This is a genomic window from Arthrobacter sp. NPDC058192 (assembly GCF_042883665.1).
GTDB lineage: Bacteria > Actinomycetota > Actinomycetes > Actinomycetales > Micrococcaceae > Arthrobacter.
This window is the reverse complement of sequence record NZ_JBHVVJ010000006.1, coordinates 63,601-80,605: the sequence shown is the minus strand read 5'-3', so window position 1 is coordinate 80,605 and position 17,005 is coordinate 63,601. Positions and strand designations below refer to the sequence as shown.

Annotated in this window: 14 protein-coding genes; 9 read left to right on the top strand and 5 right to left on the bottom strand. The window is 69.1% G+C overall.

The features are described from left to right. Nucleotides 1-9: 9 nt before the first annotated feature. Nucleotides 10-606 carry a 5-(carboxyamino)imidazole ribonucleotide mutase gene (gene purE / locus ACFVVK_RS08040; RefSeq protein WP_390265747.1) on the bottom strand — a complete coding sequence of 199 codons (597 nt, stop codon included), beginning with the start codon at nt 604-606 and terminating at the stop codon, nt 10-12. Beyond that, nucleotides 603-1,751 carry a 5-(carboxyamino)imidazole ribonucleotide synthase gene (locus ACFVVK_RS08035; RefSeq protein WP_390265985.1) on the bottom strand — a complete coding sequence of 383 codons (1,149 nt, stop codon included), beginning with the start codon at nt 1,749-1,751 and terminating at the stop codon, nt 603-605. The genes purE and ACFVVK_RS08035 overlap by 4 nt, the downstream gene beginning before the upstream one ends. A gap of 216 nt (nt 1,752-1,967) precedes the next feature. Between ACFVVK_RS08035 and ACFVVK_RS08030 the strand changes: the two genes are divergently transcribed. Then, the gene (locus ACFVVK_RS08030; protein WP_390265745.1) at nt 1,968-2,543 is read left to right on the top strand and encodes a GtrA family protein; all 576 of its coding nucleotides are present in this window, start codon (nt 1,968-1,970) and stop codon (nt 2,541-2,543) included. Nucleotides 2,544-2,546: 3 nt separating this feature from the next. On the opposite strand, the gene ACFVVK_RS08025 is transcribed toward ACFVVK_RS08030, so the two are convergent. Next, complete coding sequence (locus tag ACFVVK_RS08025) at nt 2,547-3,251, bottom strand: TIGR03089 family protein (protein ID WP_390265743.1); 705 nt, start codon at nt 3,249-3,251, stop codon at nt 2,547-2,549. A 358-nt stretch (nt 3,252-3,609) separates the two neighbouring features. On the opposite strand from ACFVVK_RS08025, the gene ACFVVK_RS08020 reads away from it, so the two are divergent. From ACFVVK_RS08020 to ACFVVK_RS08010, 3 genes are read left to right on the top strand one after another with little or no spacing between them, the layout of a single operon-like run. Further along, nucleotides 3,610-4,152 (top strand): WhiB family transcriptional regulator, encoded by a 543-nt coding sequence (locus ACFVVK_RS08020; protein WP_390265741.1) that lies wholly within the window; start codon nt 3,610-3,612, stop codon nt 4,150-4,152. 29 nt (nt 4,153-4,181) lie between these two features. Next, on the top strand, nt 4,182-7,589 hold the full coding sequence (locus ACFVVK_RS08015) for a glycosyltransferase (RefSeq protein ID WP_390265739.1): 3,408 nt from the start codon (nt 4,182-4,184) through the stop codon (nt 7,587-7,589). After that, nucleotides 7,582-9,270: a DUF5719 family protein gene (locus ACFVVK_RS08010; RefSeq protein WP_390265737.1), complete on the top strand. Its 1,689-nt coding sequence runs from the start codon at nt 7,582-7,584 to the stop codon at nt 9,268-9,270. The genes ACFVVK_RS08015 and ACFVVK_RS08010 overlap by 8 nt, the downstream gene beginning before the upstream one ends. Before the next feature lie 55 nt (nt 9,271-9,325). Here ACFVVK_RS08010 and ACFVVK_RS08005 read toward each other — a convergent pair whose 3' ends face one another. Beyond that, a complete protein-coding gene (locus tag ACFVVK_RS08005; protein ID WP_390265735.1) occupies nt 9,326-9,877 on the bottom strand; it encodes a metallopeptidase family protein in 552 nt (183 codons plus the stop codon). A gap of 119 nt (nt 9,878-9,996) precedes the next feature. Here ACFVVK_RS08005 and ACFVVK_RS08000 point away from each other — a divergent pair, with 119 nt between their 5' ends. The 5 genes from ACFVVK_RS08000 (at nt 9,997) to ACFVVK_RS07980 (ending at nt 15,152) form a co-directional block, all read left to right on the top strand. After that, entirely contained in the window at nt 9,997-10,386 is a 390-nt protein-coding gene (locus ACFVVK_RS08000; protein ID WP_390265733.1) for a DUF3499 domain-containing protein, read from the top strand. An 84-nt stretch (nt 10,387-10,470) separates the two neighbouring features. After that, nucleotides 10,471-10,743, top strand: coding sequence for a Trm112 family protein (locus ACFVVK_RS07995; RefSeq protein ID WP_390265731.1), 273 nt, complete (start codon nt 10,471-10,473; stop codon nt 10,741-10,743). A gap of 105 nt (nt 10,744-10,848) precedes the next feature. Further along, nucleotides 10,849-12,336: an adenosylhomocysteinase gene (gene ahcY, locus ACFVVK_RS07990; RefSeq protein WP_390265729.1), complete on the top strand. Its 1,488-nt coding sequence runs from the start codon at nt 10,849-10,851 to the stop codon at nt 12,334-12,336. A gap of 155 nt (nt 12,337-12,491) precedes the next feature. After that, the gene (locus ACFVVK_RS07985) at nt 12,492-13,718 is read left to right on the top strand and encodes an Ig-like domain-containing protein (protein WP_390265727.1); all 1,227 of its coding nucleotides are present in this window, start codon (nt 12,492-12,494) and stop codon (nt 13,716-13,718) included. A gap of 111 nt (nt 13,719-13,829) precedes the next feature. Continuing rightward, complete coding sequence (locus ACFVVK_RS07980; protein WP_390265725.1) at nt 13,830-15,152, top strand: TIGR01906 family membrane protein; 1,323 nt, start codon at nt 13,830-13,832, stop codon at nt 15,150-15,152. 11 nt (nt 15,153-15,163) lie between these two features. Here the strand turns inward: ACFVVK_RS07980 and ACFVVK_RS07975 are convergent, their stop codons facing one another. After that, entirely contained in the window at nt 15,164-16,993 is a 1,830-nt protein-coding gene (locus tag ACFVVK_RS07975; RefSeq protein ID WP_390265723.1) for an AMP-dependent synthetase/ligase, read from the bottom strand. Between the last annotated feature and the right edge of the window lie 12 nt (nt 16,994-17,005).

Here is a 17,005-nt window from a genome sequence, read left to right as displayed (position 1 = left end):
GCTGCTACCTTAATGGCTGCCCCGCATCGCGATGTTTCCGCCGGCGAACACTTCGCTGACCTTTTGCCGCAGGCTCGCGCCCTTCCGGGTCGCGGCGTCGTTGAGTTCCTGGGCGAAGTCCACCAGGTCGGCGCGGAGTTGGAGCGCGAGTTCGTCGGTGCCCGAGGCCAGTATGCGCACGGCCAGGAGACCGGCATTGCGCGCACCGCCGATCGAGACGGTGGCGACCGGGACGCCTGCGGGCATCTGCACGATGGACAGCAGCGAATCCATGCCGTCAAGGGTCTTCAAGGGCACGGGGACACCGATGACGGGCAGCGGCGTGACCGAGGCGAGCATGCCGGGAAGGTGCGCCGCGCCGCCGGCGCCGGCGATGATGAGGCGAAGGCCGCGCTCGTGGGCGCTCTGGCCGTAGCGGATCATTTCCGTCGGCATGCGGTGGGCGGAGACGACGTCGGCCTCGAACGGGATGCCGAACTCGGCCAGGGCTTCGGCCGCGGCCTCCATGACCGGCCAGTCCGAGTCCGAGCCCATGACCAGTCCCACGAGGGGGGCTTCCGATCCGCCGGCGGCCGGGTTTGCCGGGGTGGGGGAGGGGGTGCTCATGCGGTCTCCTCTGAGGTTGCCGTCGTTGTGCCGGGCTGGGCGCGGCCGTTCCTGATGATGTCGGCCACGGTGGTGGCCCGCTGCCGGACGGAAGCGACGTCGGCGGCGGAGGTCCCTACGAGGTTGACGTGGCCGATCTTCCGGCCGGGCCGGACGGCCTTGCCGTAGCAGTGCACCTTTGCGGCCGGTTCGCTCGCAAGGGCAACCGGGTAGGCGGAAAAGAGGTCCTGGTTGTCTCCGCCGAGGAAGTTCTTCATGACGACGACGGGGCCCAGCAGGTCCGTGGCGCCGAGCGGCAGGTTGAGGATGGCCCGGAGGTGCTGTTCGAACTGGCTTGTCACCGAGCCGTCCTGGGTCCAGTGCCCGGTGTTGTGCGGGCGCATGGCGAGCTCGTTGATCAGGAAGCCGGCGCCCACGCCCGGGGTCTCGAAGAGCTCGACGGCCATGACACCTGTCACGCCGAGTTCGTTGGCGATCCGGAGGGCGGCGTTTTCCGCGGCCGCAGCCACATCGAGGGAAATCTCCAGGGCGGGCGCGATCACTTCGTCGCACACGCCGTCCACCTGGATGGTGTGCACCACCGGCCAGGCCCGTGATTCGCCGTCCGGGGTCCGGGCGACCATAGCCGAGAGTTCGCGGCTGAAGTCCACCTTGGCCTCGGCCAGTAGCGGGGACATGGCCTCAAACCAGCTAGCGGACTCCGCGGCGTCATCGGCCGAGGCCACAATCCGCACGCCCTTGCCGTCATACCCGCCGCGTGGCATCTTCAAGACCACCGGCCAGCCGATCTCCTCGCCAAAGGCGACAAGGTCCGCAACATCGGCGACGGCGGCCCAGCGCGGGTTGGGCAGCTCGAGCCGGTCGATCGCAGCGCGCATCACCAGCTTGTCCTGCGCGTTGACCAGGGCGTCCGGGCCGGGGTGGACGTTGACACCGGCTTCGATCAGGGACCTCAGGTGCGCCGTGGGCACGTGTTCGTGGTCAAACGTCAGGACATCCACGCCGCGGGAGAACTCGAGCAGGTGGTTAAGGTCCTTGTAGTCGCCGACCGGGGCGTTCGCCACGGCAGAGACTGCGGAGACGTCCTCGCCTTCGGCAAGAACACGGAGCTCGAAGCCCAGGGCGGTGGCGGCGGGGGCCATCATGCGGGCAAGTTGGCCGCCGCCAACAACACCGATTACTGGAAAAGTCACATGTCCCAGCCTACCGAAAACCTCACGGGAACCCGGCAATTGGGCCTCCGGAGGCCCGTGGACCGGGCGGGGCCGCGGCGGATGGCGGGGGAGGACTCCTAAGGAAACGGCGCTAAAATGGGAGTTTGGCCCAATGGCCTACAGTTTTCCAAAAGGCCGCGGAGGGTCATGATTACTACACTTACCGAGCGCATGAGCGGGCTTGTCTCGCTGTTCTGGCGCGAAGTGGCCAAGTTCGGCGCCGTCGGCGGCATCGCTTTCGTCATCGACAACGGGCTTACCTATTACCTGATGCACGGTCCCATGACCGACAGCGAGGCCAAGGCGCGCTTCTTCGGGGCCAGTGTGGCGACGGTTTTCTCCTGGGTTGCGAACCGTTTTTGGACGTTCCGGCACCGGCGGCAGGCCAACGTGCTGCGCGAATTCGTGATGTTCATCATCATCAACGGGATCGGTATCGGCATCTCCACCGGCTTCACGGCCATCGCGAAGTATTGGCTGGGTATTAGCGACAAGAACATGCTTTTTCTGGCCGGCGTCGTCGGCATTCTGGTCGCCACCGTGGTCAGGTTCTTCGCCTACCGCTTCCTGGTGTTCAACCAGGAACTCGACGCCGAACCGGAGTTCTCCCACGACCACGAGATCATCGAGCTGCACCCGCACGCTGAGCATGACCAGAAGACCAGTGCCGGCATGGCCGGCGCCGCGGTGAAGGATCCGGAGTTGCCCGGGCCGCCAGCCTGACGGTCAGCTTCCGCTGATGCGTTCGGTGGCCCGCAGCTTGCCGGTTACCTCGACGTCGGGGTGCACGAGGACTACAGACCCGTCGGCCTTCCAGGCTCCCAGCGACTGCGCGAGCACGGCTTCCAGGCCGGCCGCAGCCGGGACGAGCAGCCGCAGGCCGGTGTCATGAGGCTCGGCAAAACCGTCCAGGAGTTCGGCGTGCGCATGGGCTGCTCCCTCCGCGCTACGGAGGGCGAGGCGTTGCGCCTCCGGGTCGACGTGGGGCATGAAGATGTCGCCGTGGGAGCGGACTTCGGCGGCATAGTCGAGGACCCCGGTGGGCAGTTCGCCCGGCCACCGCATGGCCAGCGCCGGCAGCGACACCGCGAGGACCGCGTCGAATCCCCCCGCTGCGGCACCTGCGGCGGGGTCGGTGGTGGCCAGCAGGTCCGCGGCCGCGTCCCCGAAGACCACTTCCATGCCAAGCTGCCAGGCCGCGAGGGCCAAAATCACTGATTTCCAGTGGGCCGGCAAATCCAGCCGCAGCCGCATCCCGGGTTCCGCGTCGAGTTCGTCCTGGAGCAGGTTGGACGTCTTTGCGACCCAGTTATCCAGCACGCGGCCGGACAGTTCAACCCGTTCGGAATCGGGGCCGTACCACGTCAGCCGGGGCGCGGTGGACTGGCCGGACCGCAGGGCCGCCATCAGTTCGATTGCCGGGATGCTCATGCCAACATCTTGCCACGGCACACCGCATCCCCTCCGATGTGATGTCCGTCATGCCCGCCGACGGCGATGTCCAACAGGTTCCGGACAAAGCCGCAAAAAATTTCCCTAGTATTCAACGAAGACCCCTCGAAGTAGTCAGTACCCTGATTATTTCGCGGTTTCTCGCGGCCCGTGCCGCAAAAATTCCGGGCGTGGCGTGCCCCAACTTTGTGTTTCAAGTTGATTATTATCTCCGCCGTGGCTTGACTCCCGCATACTTACACACGTGTAATTAGATATCTAAAGCCACTGCATAAAACCGGCACTTGACCGGGGCCCGAGGGGAGTCGCAGTGGCTGCAAATCAGAAGGGGGACGCCATGGGGCTAGCAGAGCGTATTCATGAAGATGCCGTAGTTGCCGGCCAGGCCACGGCGAAGTACCACTCACGCGGGGTGCCCAGTGACTGGTATGTGGATCCGGCCGATCCGGACGCGGCCGACCGCTACAACGAGCACACCCAGGATTCCCTGCAGGACGCGGCTACGGCCTTCCTCGCAGCGCACGATGAACTCCTCGCCGGCCCGGATCATGACAACGATCCCCTCGACCCGCCCATGGAGCTCCAGTCAAGCGGCGCCGACACCATCGCGCAGCCGGTCTGGATCGGACTGCCGTCCCGGCAGGACTTCGACGATGAGGGGGAGCTCGGCTGGCAGACCGATGCCCTGTGCGCCCAGACCGATCCTGAAGCCTTCTTCCCGGAAAAGGGCGGCTCCACCCGCGACGCCAAAAAAGTCTGCGGCGCCTGCAACGTGCGTTCCCAGTGCCTTGAATATGCCTTGTCCAACGACGAGCGCTTCGGGATCTGGGGAGGCCTCTCCGAGCGTGAGCGGCGCCGGCTTAGGAAGCGAGCAGTCTAATTCTTCAAGTAGCACGAGTCACCGCCGTCGTGGTCTCCCACGACGGCGGTGATTTTCTCCCCCGGACCCTTGCGGCGCTGGCGGCCCAAACCAGGCCGGCCGACGCCGTGATTGGTGTCGACACCAGTTCCGGCGACCACTCTGCGGCCCTGCTGGAACAGGCATTGGGCACGGAAAACGTCACGGTCTTCGACCAGCCCCGGCCCGGGATGGGCGGGGCGGTCCTGGCCGGCCTCAAGGCCCTCGCACCGTGGCCTCCCAACGGCGCCGTCCCGAAAAGCGATGCCGGCGGGGAGGGGGACGCCGGACCCGGGCGGTGCTCGGACTGGATCTGGCTGCTGCACGACGACGCCGCACCGGCGCCGGAGGCCCTCGCCGAACTCCTCCATGCGGTCGAGCGCGCGCCGTCGGTCACGGTGGCCGGCTGCAAGCAGCTGGACTGGCACGCCGAACGGCGTCTGATCGACGTCGGCCTCTCCACCAGCCGCTGGGCCGAGCGGCTGACGCTGATTGAGGCCGATGAGCTCGACCAGGGCCAGTACGACGGCCGGAGCGACACTTTCGCCGTCAATTCCGCGGGCATGCTGGTCCGTCGCGACGTCTGGGAGCAGCTCCGGGGCTTCGATCCGGCCCTTCCCGGAAGCGGCGACGACATCGACTTCTGCTGGCGCAACCGCTTGGCCGGGCACCGCGTGGTGGTGGTCCCCAGCGCCAAGATGTTCCACGTCGCGCACCGTCCCCATGCCCTGGGCAACGCGACCGCCGCCCGCAAGGCGCAGGTCCACCTGCGGCTCAAGCACGCGGCGGCCTGGAAAGTCCCGCTGCACGCCGCGGGCGCCCTCCTGGGCAGTCTTTTCAAATTTGTCCTGAGCATTGCCGTCAAGGACCCGGGATACGGGTTCTCGCAACTGCTGGCAACTCTTGCGGCGCTGTCCCGCCCGGCGGCAGTGGTCCGCGGGCGGCGCACCGCGGCGCGCACCCGCCGGATCCGGCGCTCCGTCATCAAGGGACTGCAGACGCCGCGCCGCGAGGTCTGGGCCCACCGGCGCTCCCTGATCGAAGCGCTGGGCGCGGACGACTTCGGCAGCGGCCATGCCGGCCCCGATCCGCTGGCGGACCAGCCCACCGGCGACGCCGACGACTTCGCCGCGATCGCCACTGCGGATCGCGGCTGGGTGGGCGGCGGTGCCCTGCTCGCCGTGGTCATCACCACGGCAGTCTCGCTGGCCGGACTGCTGGGCCTCGTGCAGGCCCCGGCAGTTACCGGCGGCGCGCTCATCCCCGTTTCCGTGGACCTCTCCGCGATCTGGAACCATGCCTCCAGCTGGTGGATCAGCCTCGGTGCCGGGCTTCCGGGTCATGGCGACCCCTTCGACTACCTCCTGTGGGTACTGGGAGCGCTGGGAGCAGGCGACGCCAACGGCGCCGTCGGCTGGCTGCTGATCCTTGCCATGCCGCTCTCGGCGCTGGGTGCCTGGTTCGCTGCCGGCGCCCTGACCCAGCGCCGTAGACTGCGCCTGGCCGCCGCCTTGGTCTGGGCCGCGGCGCCGGCGCTGCAAGTGGCCCTCAACCAGGGTCGGCTGGGCGCCTTGCTGGCCCACGTTCTGATCCCGGTGCTTGTCCTGGCGCTGCTCCGGGCGACCGGCACGGCCACCGGACACGGCGTCCACGCCGTCCCGGCTCCGGGTCAGCGCCGGCTCACGCCCAGACCTGCCGCCCGCCCGGGCATCAACGGAACGCCCTCGTGGACAGCGGCTGCGGCGGCGGGCCTCGCGCTGGCCGCGGTGACCGCGGCTGCGCCGTCGCTGTTGGTGCCATCCATGATCGTCATAGCCGGGTGCGGCGTGCTCCTGGGCCGCCGCGGCCGCACGGTGTGGTGGGCGCTCCTGCCCAGCCTGGCGTTGTTCCTGCCCTTCGCCTTCTCGGTTCTGGACCGGCCGCGGGCGCTCCTGGCCGACCCGGGCATACCGCTCGGTTTTGATGCCGCCCCGCTGTGGCAGCAGGCCCTGGGCCAGCCCCTAAACTTCGACGCCGGCGCCGGGCTCTCCGGACTCAGCGCTTTCGGCGGCGCCGCCGCGGCCCCGGCCGGCAGCGCCGGGGTGCCGTGGGCCCTGGTGCTCGCCCTGCTGCTGGGGCTGCCGGTGCTGCTGCTGGCCCTCACCGCGCTGTTCATGCCGCGCAGGCTTGTCCTCGCGGGCCGCACCTGGACCGCACGTTATCTGTGGGCAGCCGCCGTCCTGATGCTGGCCGGCGGCTGGCTCGCGGGGCATGTCGCCTCCGGTGCCAGCGCCGATGTCCTGGTCACGCCGTTTCCCGGCCCCGCCGTCTCCGCCGCCGCCTTCGGTCTGCTGGGGGCCGCACTCATCGCGGCCGACGGGCTGCTGGACGCCGCCGACCGGACGGCCGGTACGGGACGGGCCCGGCGGGTCCTGGTCCGCGGTACGGCCGTGGCCGCCGTAGCCCTGCTGCTGGCCGCTCCGCTCGCCGGGTTCGCCGTGTGGACCGCGCAGAACCTGCTGCAGCCCGCGTCCCTGGCAGCCGGGGCAGGACCGTCCGCCGGACTCGGCACCCCCAGGCTCATCCAGCCGGCGCAGGCCCGCACCTTGCCCGCGACGGCGGTGGACCGCGGCGAGGGGCCGGAGCAGTCCAGGACGCTCCTGATCTCCGGCAACGAGGACGGAAGCTTTGACGCTTCGCTCATGCGCGGCGCGGGCACCACACTGGACGCCCTGTCCACGGTCGCGGCGGCCCGGAGCATCATGGGGGAGCCGGGCCGGGAGACGGTCCGTGATGATGACGCCGTTGCCGGATCGCTCAGGAGCGTCGTGGCGACGATTGTGGCCGGCGAAGGCGTGGACCCGCGGATAGACCTCGAGCGGCTCGGCGCCGGCTTCGTGGTGCTCCGCGCTGCCGATTCCGCCGCCGAGCTGACGGCCAGCCGCATGGACGCGGTCCCCGGTCTGGTCGCAGTCGGCCAGACGGGCTCCGGCTGGCTCTGGCGGGTCAGCCCGCTGGATGGGCCCGGCATCAAGGCCTCCGACGTCGCCCACCGGGTCCGCGTCGTGGACGGCAGCGGCGCGACCATCGGACTCCTCCCGTCGGAGGAAGTCTCGGCAGCCGGCAGCGTCCCGGCCGGCCCGGAGGGCCGGCTGGTGGTCCTTGCCGACCGGGCCGATCCGGGCTGGAGCGCCTGGCTTGACGGCCGCCGTCTGACCTCCACGACGTCGGGATGGGCCCAAGCGTTCACGCTGCCGGCCCAGGGCGGCCAGCTGAGCATCCGGTATGAGGCGCCATGGGCCGTGCTGACCGGAATCGCGCAGGCCGTCGTGATCGGTTTGACCGTTCTCCTGGCTCTGCCCATGCCTGCCGCCCGCCGGTCCAACACCGGCCTGTCCAGGGACGAAGGCTCCCTGCGTAAGGAACATCAGCATGTCTAAGGGCGAAACCCCCACCGATCCGGCCGCCGAATTCGGCAAGGCCGAGACCCCAAGGGCCGGAACGCACTCCGCGGGCACCGGAACGGGGCTGCGGAAGCGGGGCATGCCGCGCGCCGGCGTGATCGGCGGGATGCTTTCCGCGCTCGCCCTCGTGGCCGCCGGCGGCGGCCTCGTTTCGGCGGCGTCACTGGCACCGCAAAGCCCCGCCAGCCGGCGGCTCGAGGCGCCGGTTGCCTCTGTACCGGCCGGGAGCAGCGTCGGTGTCTGCCCCGGCCCTGCCCGGCTGCTCCAAGGCACCCCGGTGGGCACCGACCCCCAGTTCAGCCCGGAATCTGCCACGGCGAAGACCGCTGTGAGCGCCGCCGTGCTCGGCTCGAACGCGGGCGCCGTTCCGGGCAGCCGGCTCGCCGCCCTCAAAGGCACCCCGCTCGTGGAGATTGCCAAGGGCGCTTCGGCGGCCACCGCCTCGACACCTGCGCCCCGCACGCCCGTGCTGGTCGCCGGCGTCGTGACCGAGCGGGCGGTGGCCGACGTCAGCGTCCTCAGCGCCGATGCGCAGGACAACCACAGGGCAGCCGCCGGCGCGGTGGTGGGCTACGCTGCCGAGGACGGGGATCTCCAGGGCTCCGCAGCCGCGGCCTGCCAGCAACCGGGCAACGATCTCTGGCTGGTCGGCGCGAACACGGGCCTCGGCCGTTCGGCCGTCCTGAACATCACCAATGCCTCCAGCACCCCGGCGACCGTCAGCCTGGACCTCTACGGTGCCGACGGGCAGATCCAGGCGCCCGGAAGCCGGGGCCTGCTCGTCGCACCAGGCAGCACACGCTCCATTGTCCTGGCGGGGCTCGCTCCTGGGCAGGAACGGCTCGGCGTGCGGGTCCGCAGCACCGGCGGCCCCGTTGCCGCCGTCATTCAGCAGAGCCTCCTCCGCGGCCTCACGCCCGGCGGCATCGACTTCATCACCCCGGGCACCGCGCCCTCCGTCCGCCAGGTCATGTCCGGCCTGGACATCCAGGATCCCGCAGGTCTGACGGCACTGACGGCCAAGCCCGGCTTCGCCGACGCCGGACCGGCACTGGAGATCGCTGTCCCCGGGGCGGCCGACGCCGTGGTTGAGGTCAAGTTGTACGGACGAGACGGCCAGAAGGCGCTGCCCGGGGGCGGCGTGGTCACAGCCAAGGCCGGGGCGGTCACCGAGGTCTCGCTGGCCGGAGTGCCGGCCGGCACCTATACGGTCGCGGCGAGCTCGGATGTCTCCTTCGCGGCCACCGCCCGGCTCACACGGGGACTGAAGTCCGAGGATGCCGCGGATGTCGGGTTCTCCGCGGCGTCGGCCCGGCTGGGCAGCCAGCACATTGTGGCGGTGCCGGCCACGGGCGACCGGCAGCTCGTGTTCGGCGCGCCCGAAGGCAAGGCGACCGTCTCCTACGCGCCCATCACGGCGGACGGCAAGATCCGGACCGCCGCCACGGCGGGGGTTGTCGGCGGGACCACCGTGTCCGTCAAAATCCCCGCCGACGTCGGAGGCTCCCCGCTCGTCGGCTATGTGGTGTCCGCCGCCGGTGACCCCGCCTATGGGGCTTTGCTCCTGGGCAGGGACGGCAGGCAGGACATTTCCGCGGTGGCGGTGGCGCCGGAAGCGGCAGGGCAGCGACAGGTGCCGGTCACCCTGGGGTACTAGCAGCGGCTCCAGGCGGCTCCGGGCCGGTCACCGCCGGGCCTGAACACCAGGCAGGCTAGTAGCGGCGGCGGTATACCGGGTCGAGGGACTCCGGCGGCACGCCGAGCATCTCCGCCGTGTACTCCACGACGACGTCGTGTACCAGGTCCTGAAGTTCTTCCCGCCCTCCGCACGCCTGCTCCACCACGCGGCGGTACAGCGTGATCACCGGCCCCTCCTCCGCTGTGGCGGCCGTGAAGGCCCCCATGGGCGCGGGCGTGTGGTCGGCGACGAGCTGCTCCAGGCCCGGCGGGATCTCGTCCACGGCGAAGCGGACGCCGTCGAGGGGTTTGCCCCAAATGTCGTGCAGCCGCTCGGCCGAGTCCAGCACGAGGTCGTCGAAGCGGTCGGAGCGGGTGCGGTAGCCCGGGAGCGTGGGCAGCATGAGCTCGCCGCGGAGCCCGCGGCCGTGCCGGTTCCTGCGGCGCTGCCGGAAGTGCTTTGCCCGGCCAGCGGAGGGAGAGGCGGTGAGGGGTGCGCCGGCGGAGGCGGAGCCGGCGCCCGCGGGAGGGGCATCGGGGTCAGCCAACCGGACCGTGAAACCCGAATCGTGGTGCGATGACTGCATACGTTGACTCTAAACCCGCGGATTGATTTACGCGATATGGACTCTTCGGCGAGCCGTTCCAAGCCTGCGGGCGTTTCAATGCGCGGACACCGCCCGGAGGGGGAGTAGTCTGTGATGTCGTGGGTGCAATTCGTCTGTGTTCGAGGTCTGCCTGCCGCAATACTGCGGTGGCCACATTGACGTACGTCTACGCCGACTCCACCGCCGTCCTTGGCCCGCTTGCCACCTACGCCGAACCGCACTGCTATGACTTGTGCGAACAGCACGCCGAATCCCTGACCGTTCCGCGCGGATGGGAAGTCATGCGCCTGGCGATGCCCGCGACGCCGCCCGGCCCGGGCCCGGACGATCTCCTGGCCCTGGCCAACGCTGTCCGCGAGGCGGCCTCCCGCCCCGCCGCGGCGGAGCCGGCGAAGGGGCAGCGCACGCTGCACCCGGCCCTGGAGGCCCCGGCCCCGGCCGAGGGCACCCGCCGCGGGCATCTGCGGGTCCTTCGCGAACCGTCCTGAGGCGCCAACTGGCGGTAGGGTGGATACTGCCAAAAGCCGTAAGCCACCGGCGCCTTCCGCGGCGCCCCTCAGGGAGTGTTCATCATGCCCAAGCTCAGCCCCGAACTCTTGTCTGTCCTGCGATGCCCCGTCACCGGGTCCGCCCTGGCGCAGGACGGCGATGAGCTCGTCACCGTCACGGCAGATGACTCCGGGAACAAGCTGCGGTACCGGATCGAGGACGGCATCCCGCTGCTGCTGCCGCCGGAACTCCTGCCCGCCGCCACGGCGGCCCCCGCCGAGCCGGCCGACAGGCAAGACACAGCCAGGCAAGACACAGCCCAGGACGACGCCAGCCCGCGTCACGCCGCCGAATAATCCCACCCCGCGGCCCGCCGGCACTGCCCGGCAATGAATGACGGCGGAGCCGCGGGATCCCGCAGCTCCCAACACGCAAAGCACCGGCCACAACAAAGGACTCACATGACTTTCGATTACAAGATTGCGGACATTTCCCTGGCCGAGGCGGGCCGGCACCAGATCCGCCTCGCCGAGCACGAAATGCCCGGACTCATGTCGCTGCGCGAGGAGTTCGGCGCCAGCCAGCCGCTCAAGGGCGCCCGGATCGCCGGGTCGCTGCACATGACGGTCCAGACCGCGGTGCTGATTGAAACCCTGACCGCCCTCGGCGCTGAAGTCCGCTGGGCTTCGTGCAACATCTTCTCCACCCAGGACGAGGCCGCCGCCGCAGTGGTCGTCGGCCAGGGCACCGCCGAGGACCCGCAGGGCGTCCCGGTCTTCGCCTGGAAGGGGGAGACGTTGGAGGAATACTGGTGGACCGCCGAGCAGATCCTCACCTGGCCGGGTGCCGACGCGAATCCCGAGCTGGGCCCGAACATGATCCTGGACGACGGCGGCGACGCCACCATGCTGGTGCACAAGGGCGTTGAATTCGAGGCCGCCGGTGCGGTGCCCGCCGCCACCGAGGACGAGTCCGACGAAGGCCGGGTCTTCCTGGACCTGCTGCGCGTCTCCCTCGAGGCCGACCCGCAGAAGTGGACCCGCATCGGCTCCCTCCTGCTTGGCGTCACCGAGGAAACGACCACCGGTGTGCACCGCCTGTACCAGCTCGCCGAGCAGGGCAAGCTGCTCTTCCCGGCGATCAACGTCAACGACTCCGTGACCAAGAGCAAGTTCGACAACAAGTACGGCATCCGGCACTCACTGCCCGACGGCATCAACCGCGCCACGGACGTCCTGATGGGCGGCAAGGTCGCCGTCGTCTGCGGCTACGGAGACGTCGGCAAGGGCGCCGCCGAGGCGCTCCGCGGCCAGGGTGCGCGCGTGATCGTCACCGAAATCGACCCGATCTGCGCGCTCCAGGCGGCCATGGACGGGTACCGGGTGGCGAAGCTCGAAACCGTCCTCGCCGAAGGCCACATCTTCATCACCACCACCGGCAACAAGGGCGTCATCCTTGCCGAGCACATGGCGGGCATGCGTGACAAGGCGATCGTGGGCAACATCGGCCACTTCGACAACGAGATCGACATGGCCGGACTTTCGCGGATCCCCGGCATCAAGAAGGTCGAGATCAAGCCCCAGGTGCACGAGTGGGTCTTCGAGGCCGACCCGGCCACGGGCCAGGGCAGCCGCTCCATCATCGTCCTCTCCGAAGGCCGCCTGCTGAACCTCGGCAATGCCACCGGACACCCCTCGTTCGTGATGAGCAACTCCTTCGCCAACCAGACGATCGCCCAGATCGAACTGTTCACGAAGGCCGGCCAGCCTGAAGGTGAGCGCGAATACGAGAAGCAGGTCTACGTCCTGCCGAAGATCCTGGACGAGAAGGTCGCCCGCCTTCACCTCGCGGCCTTGGACGTCGAGCTGACCGAGCTGTCCAAGGAACAGGCCGAGTATCTGGACATCGAAGTGGCAGGCCCGTACAAGCCCGGACACTACCGCTACTAGAAACCCTCCGAAGGGCCCCGGACGACGCCCGGGGCCCTTTGTTGTGACCGTTTTGGCGCCCCTTTTGTAACCGGATCGTGGTCGAATCGGTCCGGGCTTCCAAGGTAACTCGCTTATGCTGGCAAGATGACGTATGGAAATGCCGGGGTCCTCTGATGGCCGTGAAAACCTGGAGCAGCGGCCGCAAAGTTGCCCTGCTGGCAGTGGTCTGTGCCCTGGCAGCCGGCGGCGGGGCCTTCGCCGCTGCGGCCCCGGGACTGGCCCAGGCGGCCATCTCCTCCGAGGCAGGTTCGCCGGCACGGACGACGCCGGGCCTGGCCGTTCCGGTGGTGGCCCCCGCGGAACTGGACGCCGCCCCGGCCGATGGCGCGCAGCAGGTCAACCCCGCGGCTCCGGTGTCCCTCAAGGTGAAGCACGGGCACATCGAAAGGGTGGCCCTGACGAGCGATGACGGCAACACCGTGGAAGGCAACCAGGGCGCGGACGGAGCCACCTGGACCTCCTCCGGCGACCTCAAGTTCAACACGCGCTACAACTTCACGTACTCCGTGGTGGACGGCGCCGGACGCCAAACCCACAGCACCCGCGCGTTCACCACCGTCTCCACCGCCAATGAGGCAGATGCCGCGATTTACCCGCTGGACGGCATGAAGGTAGGCGTCGCCCAACCCCTGCAGATCACCTTCAGCGAACCGGTCCTGAACCGGAACGCCGTCGAAAAGGCCATCAAGATCACCTCGACCTCCGGCCAGACCGGTGACTTCCACTGGTTCAACAACAACACCGTGAGGTACCGGCCGCAGAACTTCTGGGCCGCCAACAGCACCATCACCATGGACATGCAGTTGTTCGGCGTCGAGCTGGGCAAAGGGCAGGTCGGCAATTTCAACAAGACGGTGACCATCCACATCGGGGACAAGAAGGTGGCGGTGGCCGACGCCAAGGCCCATACGTTCTCGGTCAAGATCAACGACCGGCCGGCGGGGCAGTGGCCGGCGACCATGGGCGACACAAGGTTCCCGTCGGCCAGGGGCTTCCTGGTGTTCATGGAGAAGCACCGGGTGGAGCACATGGATGCCTCCACCATCGGGCTGAAGCCGGGAGATCCGGCCTACTACGGCCAGCTTGACGTCAACTACGCCACCCGCCTGACGCCCAGCGGGGAGTTCATCCACCAGGCCACCGACTCCGCGATGCCCTACCTCGGCAAGAGCAACCTCTCCCACGGCTGCATCGGCTTGGGGCCGGACGGCGCCAAATGGGTGTTCGACAACATGACCACGGGCGACGTCGTCCAGGTGGTGAACACCGAAGGCGAATACGCCAACTACGATGACGGCTTCGGGGACTGGAACATCCCGTGGGCCCATTACGCCAACTGACGGGGTGGCACCTCGCCGAGCCTCATCACCTGACGGTAGGCTCGAAGCCAGATAAGTTGCGCAGCCGGCCCAGGCCGGGCGGCGCGGAAGCCTACGGAAGCGAAGCTCCACGTGACTGACACAAAACCTACCCCACCTGACCGGCCGGAGCCGCACCTGGATCCCACGCATGACACCGACGAGCCGGCTTTCGACTGGATGAAACCGGCGGCCGCCAAGCCCGCGGGAGAGGCCGCCGACCGTACCGGGGGCGCGGCCGCCGCGGACGGGCCCAAGGCCACGACGGACGGCGGCGGGGCAACCGCCGCTGGGGCTGATGCGGCACCCGCGTCGACGGGGTCCCCAGCCAGCCAGCCGGAGAGCCGCGCCGGCCGCAAGGCCGCGGAGGCCGCCGTCGTCGGTCCGGGCGCTGGAGAGACCGGAGCCGGACAGCCCGGAGTTGGACAGCCTGAATTTGAGCGAACCGAATTTGCACGATCCGGTGCAAGCGCCTATGCGCGGCAGGAGACCGATTCGGACGAGCCGCTGCAGACCTCGGCCCTGCAAATCCGGCCTCCCCAGGAGGACGTCGAACGCCGCAACGCCCAGCGCGAACAGGCGGCCAAGGCCAAACCCGTCCTCCCGCGGGTGATGCAGGTGCTGCTCGCGGTGTTCTACCCGATCATCCTGCTGGTCCTGGCCGTCCGCGCCGTCACCAGCCCCTTGTTCCTCTGGGTGGAATACAACCGTCCGGGCTTCCCCGGCGACGGCTACGGCTTCAGCACCGATGACCGCATGACCTACGGCTCCTACGCCGTGGACTATCTCAGCAACTGGTCGGGCCCGCGCTACCTGGGCGGCCTGGTCGACCAAAGCGGGGAGCGCCTGTTCAAGGACGGCGAGGTCAGCCACATGGCCGACGTCAAGACCGTCATCCTGTCGACGTTCGGTGCCGGCACGCTGCTGGTCCTGCTGGCCGTGATCGCCGTGATCTACCTGGCGCGGCGCCACAAGGGGGGAGTCCGCCGCGGCTTGTTTGCCGGCTCGATCGTCACGCTCGCGATCATCATCGGACTGGGCACCCTCGCCTTCCTCGGCTGGGAGCAGTTCTTCACGGACTTCCACCGCATCTTCTTCGCCAACGGGACCTGGACGTTCTCGCTGCAGGACACCCTGATCAGGCTCTTCCCCGGCCAGTTCTGGGTGGACGCCGGGATCGTCATCGGAGGCCTGGTCCTGCTCGCTTCCCTCATCACCCTGGTCCTGACCTGGCCCACCCGCCGGCGCCGTGGACTGGGCAAGAAGAAAGCCGCGGCCTCGAAGGACGCCGACTCCGAATCCGCAGAAGGGGAAGCCGCGGTGTCGGATGGCCCCGTTGACAGCGCAGCTGGCCGCGCCGCTGACGGCGCCGCCGGCGGCACCGGGGACCCGCTGCGCGCCCGGCACACCGTGTAAGCCAGGTTCGTTCAGCCGTAAATGCGGTTGATGTGTTCCTCGTAGTCCCGGACGACGGCGCCCCGCTTGAGTTTGAGCGACTGTGTCAGATGCCCTGATTCCACTGTGAAGTCGGCGTCCAGGATGACGAAGCTGCGGATCGATTCAGCCTTGGAGACCAGCAGGTTTGCCTCATCGATGGCGCCCTGGACGGCGGCCCTGACTGACTCGTCGGCAGCGGCTTCGGCCGTGCCCATCACAGGCACCTTGCGGGCCGTGCACCAGTTGCGGAGGCCTTCGGGGTCCAGGTTGACCAGCGCGGAGACAAACGGCCGGCCGTCCCCGACCACCACGGCCTGGCCGACCAGCTGGTGCTCGCGGATTTTTTCCTCAAGGGGGCCGGGGGCGACGTTCTTGCCGCCGGCCGTGACCAGCAGGTCCTTCTTCCGCCCGGTGATGGTCAGGAAGCCGTCCTCGTCGAGGGAGCCAAGGTCGCCGGTACGGAAGAAGCCGTCCACGAACGCGTCCGCGTTGGCAGCCGCATTGGCGTGGTAGCCCTTGAAGACGCCGATGCCCTTGACCAGGATCTCGCCGTCGTCGGCCACCCGGATTGTCGTTCCCGGGAAGGGGATCCCGACCGTCCCCACCTTGGTCCGTGCCGGGGTGTTGACCGTGCACGGCGCCGTGGTTTCGGTCAGGCCGTAGCCTTCCAGGACGGGGATGCCGGCGCCGCGGAAGAAGTGTGCGTCGTTGGAGCTTAACGGGCTGGCGCCGGAGACCGCGTGGCCCAGCTGGCCGCCGAACGCCTGCCGGAGCTTGGGGTAGAACAGCCGGTCGAAGAGGCGGTGCCTGGCCCGCAGGAGCAGCCCGGGGCCCTTGCCGGTGCCCCGGGCGGCGGCGTCAAGGGCCTTGGAATAGTCGATCGCAGCCGACGCCGCGGCGGCGAAGACGCGTTCCTTGCCGGCAGCGGCAGCCGTCTGGGCGGCTCCGGCGTAGACCTTCTCGAAGATCCGCGGGACCACCAGCAGGAAGGTGGGCTTGAAGCTGGCCAGGTCCGCCAGGAGTTCCTTGGCGCTTGCGCTGTGGCCGACGGTGGTGCCGGAGCTTAGGCAGATCACCTGCACCGCCCGGGCCAAGACGTGGGCGAGGGGCAGGAACATCAGCGTCCGGGAGCGCGGCCGCAGGAGGATCTCGGGCAGGAAGAGGGCGGCGTTCCTGGCCACGAGGGCGAAGTTGGCGTGCGTGATCTCGCAGCCCTTGGGCTTGCCCGTGGTGCCCGAGGTGTAGACCAGTGAAGCGACATCCGCCAGGGACGCGGCGCTCCGGTGGCGTTCGAGTTCGGCGTCGGTCACGCCGGTTCCGGCGGCCGCCAGACTCGCCAGGTGCGGTGCGGCGCCGTCGTTCTCCATCCGGACGACGGCGATAAGCCGGTCGCCAAGGACCGTGGAGGCGTCCAGGACACCCTGGACGAGGGCGGCTTTGGCGTGGTCCTCGACAAAAACGCGCCGGGCGCCCGAGTCGTGGAGGATCCACTCGACCTGGCTCGCGGAGGAGGTCTCGTAGATCGGGACGGTGACGCCGCCGGCGAACCAGATGGCAAAATCCACTACCGTCCACTCATACCGGGTCGCTGACATCACGGCCACGGTCTCGCCCGGGGCGAGTCCGCCGGCAATCAGGCCTTTGGCCAGGGCCGTGACCTGGTCCAGGAAATGCTGGACGGAGACGTCGGTCCAGCCGCCGGGGCCCTTGCGGGAGTACAGCGCATGCACGGGGTCCTTCGCGTGCTGCTCCAGGAGCAGGTCCGTCACGTTGCTCCCGGGATCCAGCTCCACGAGCAGTCCGGTGCTTGCTTCTCTCACAGCCGCGCCTCC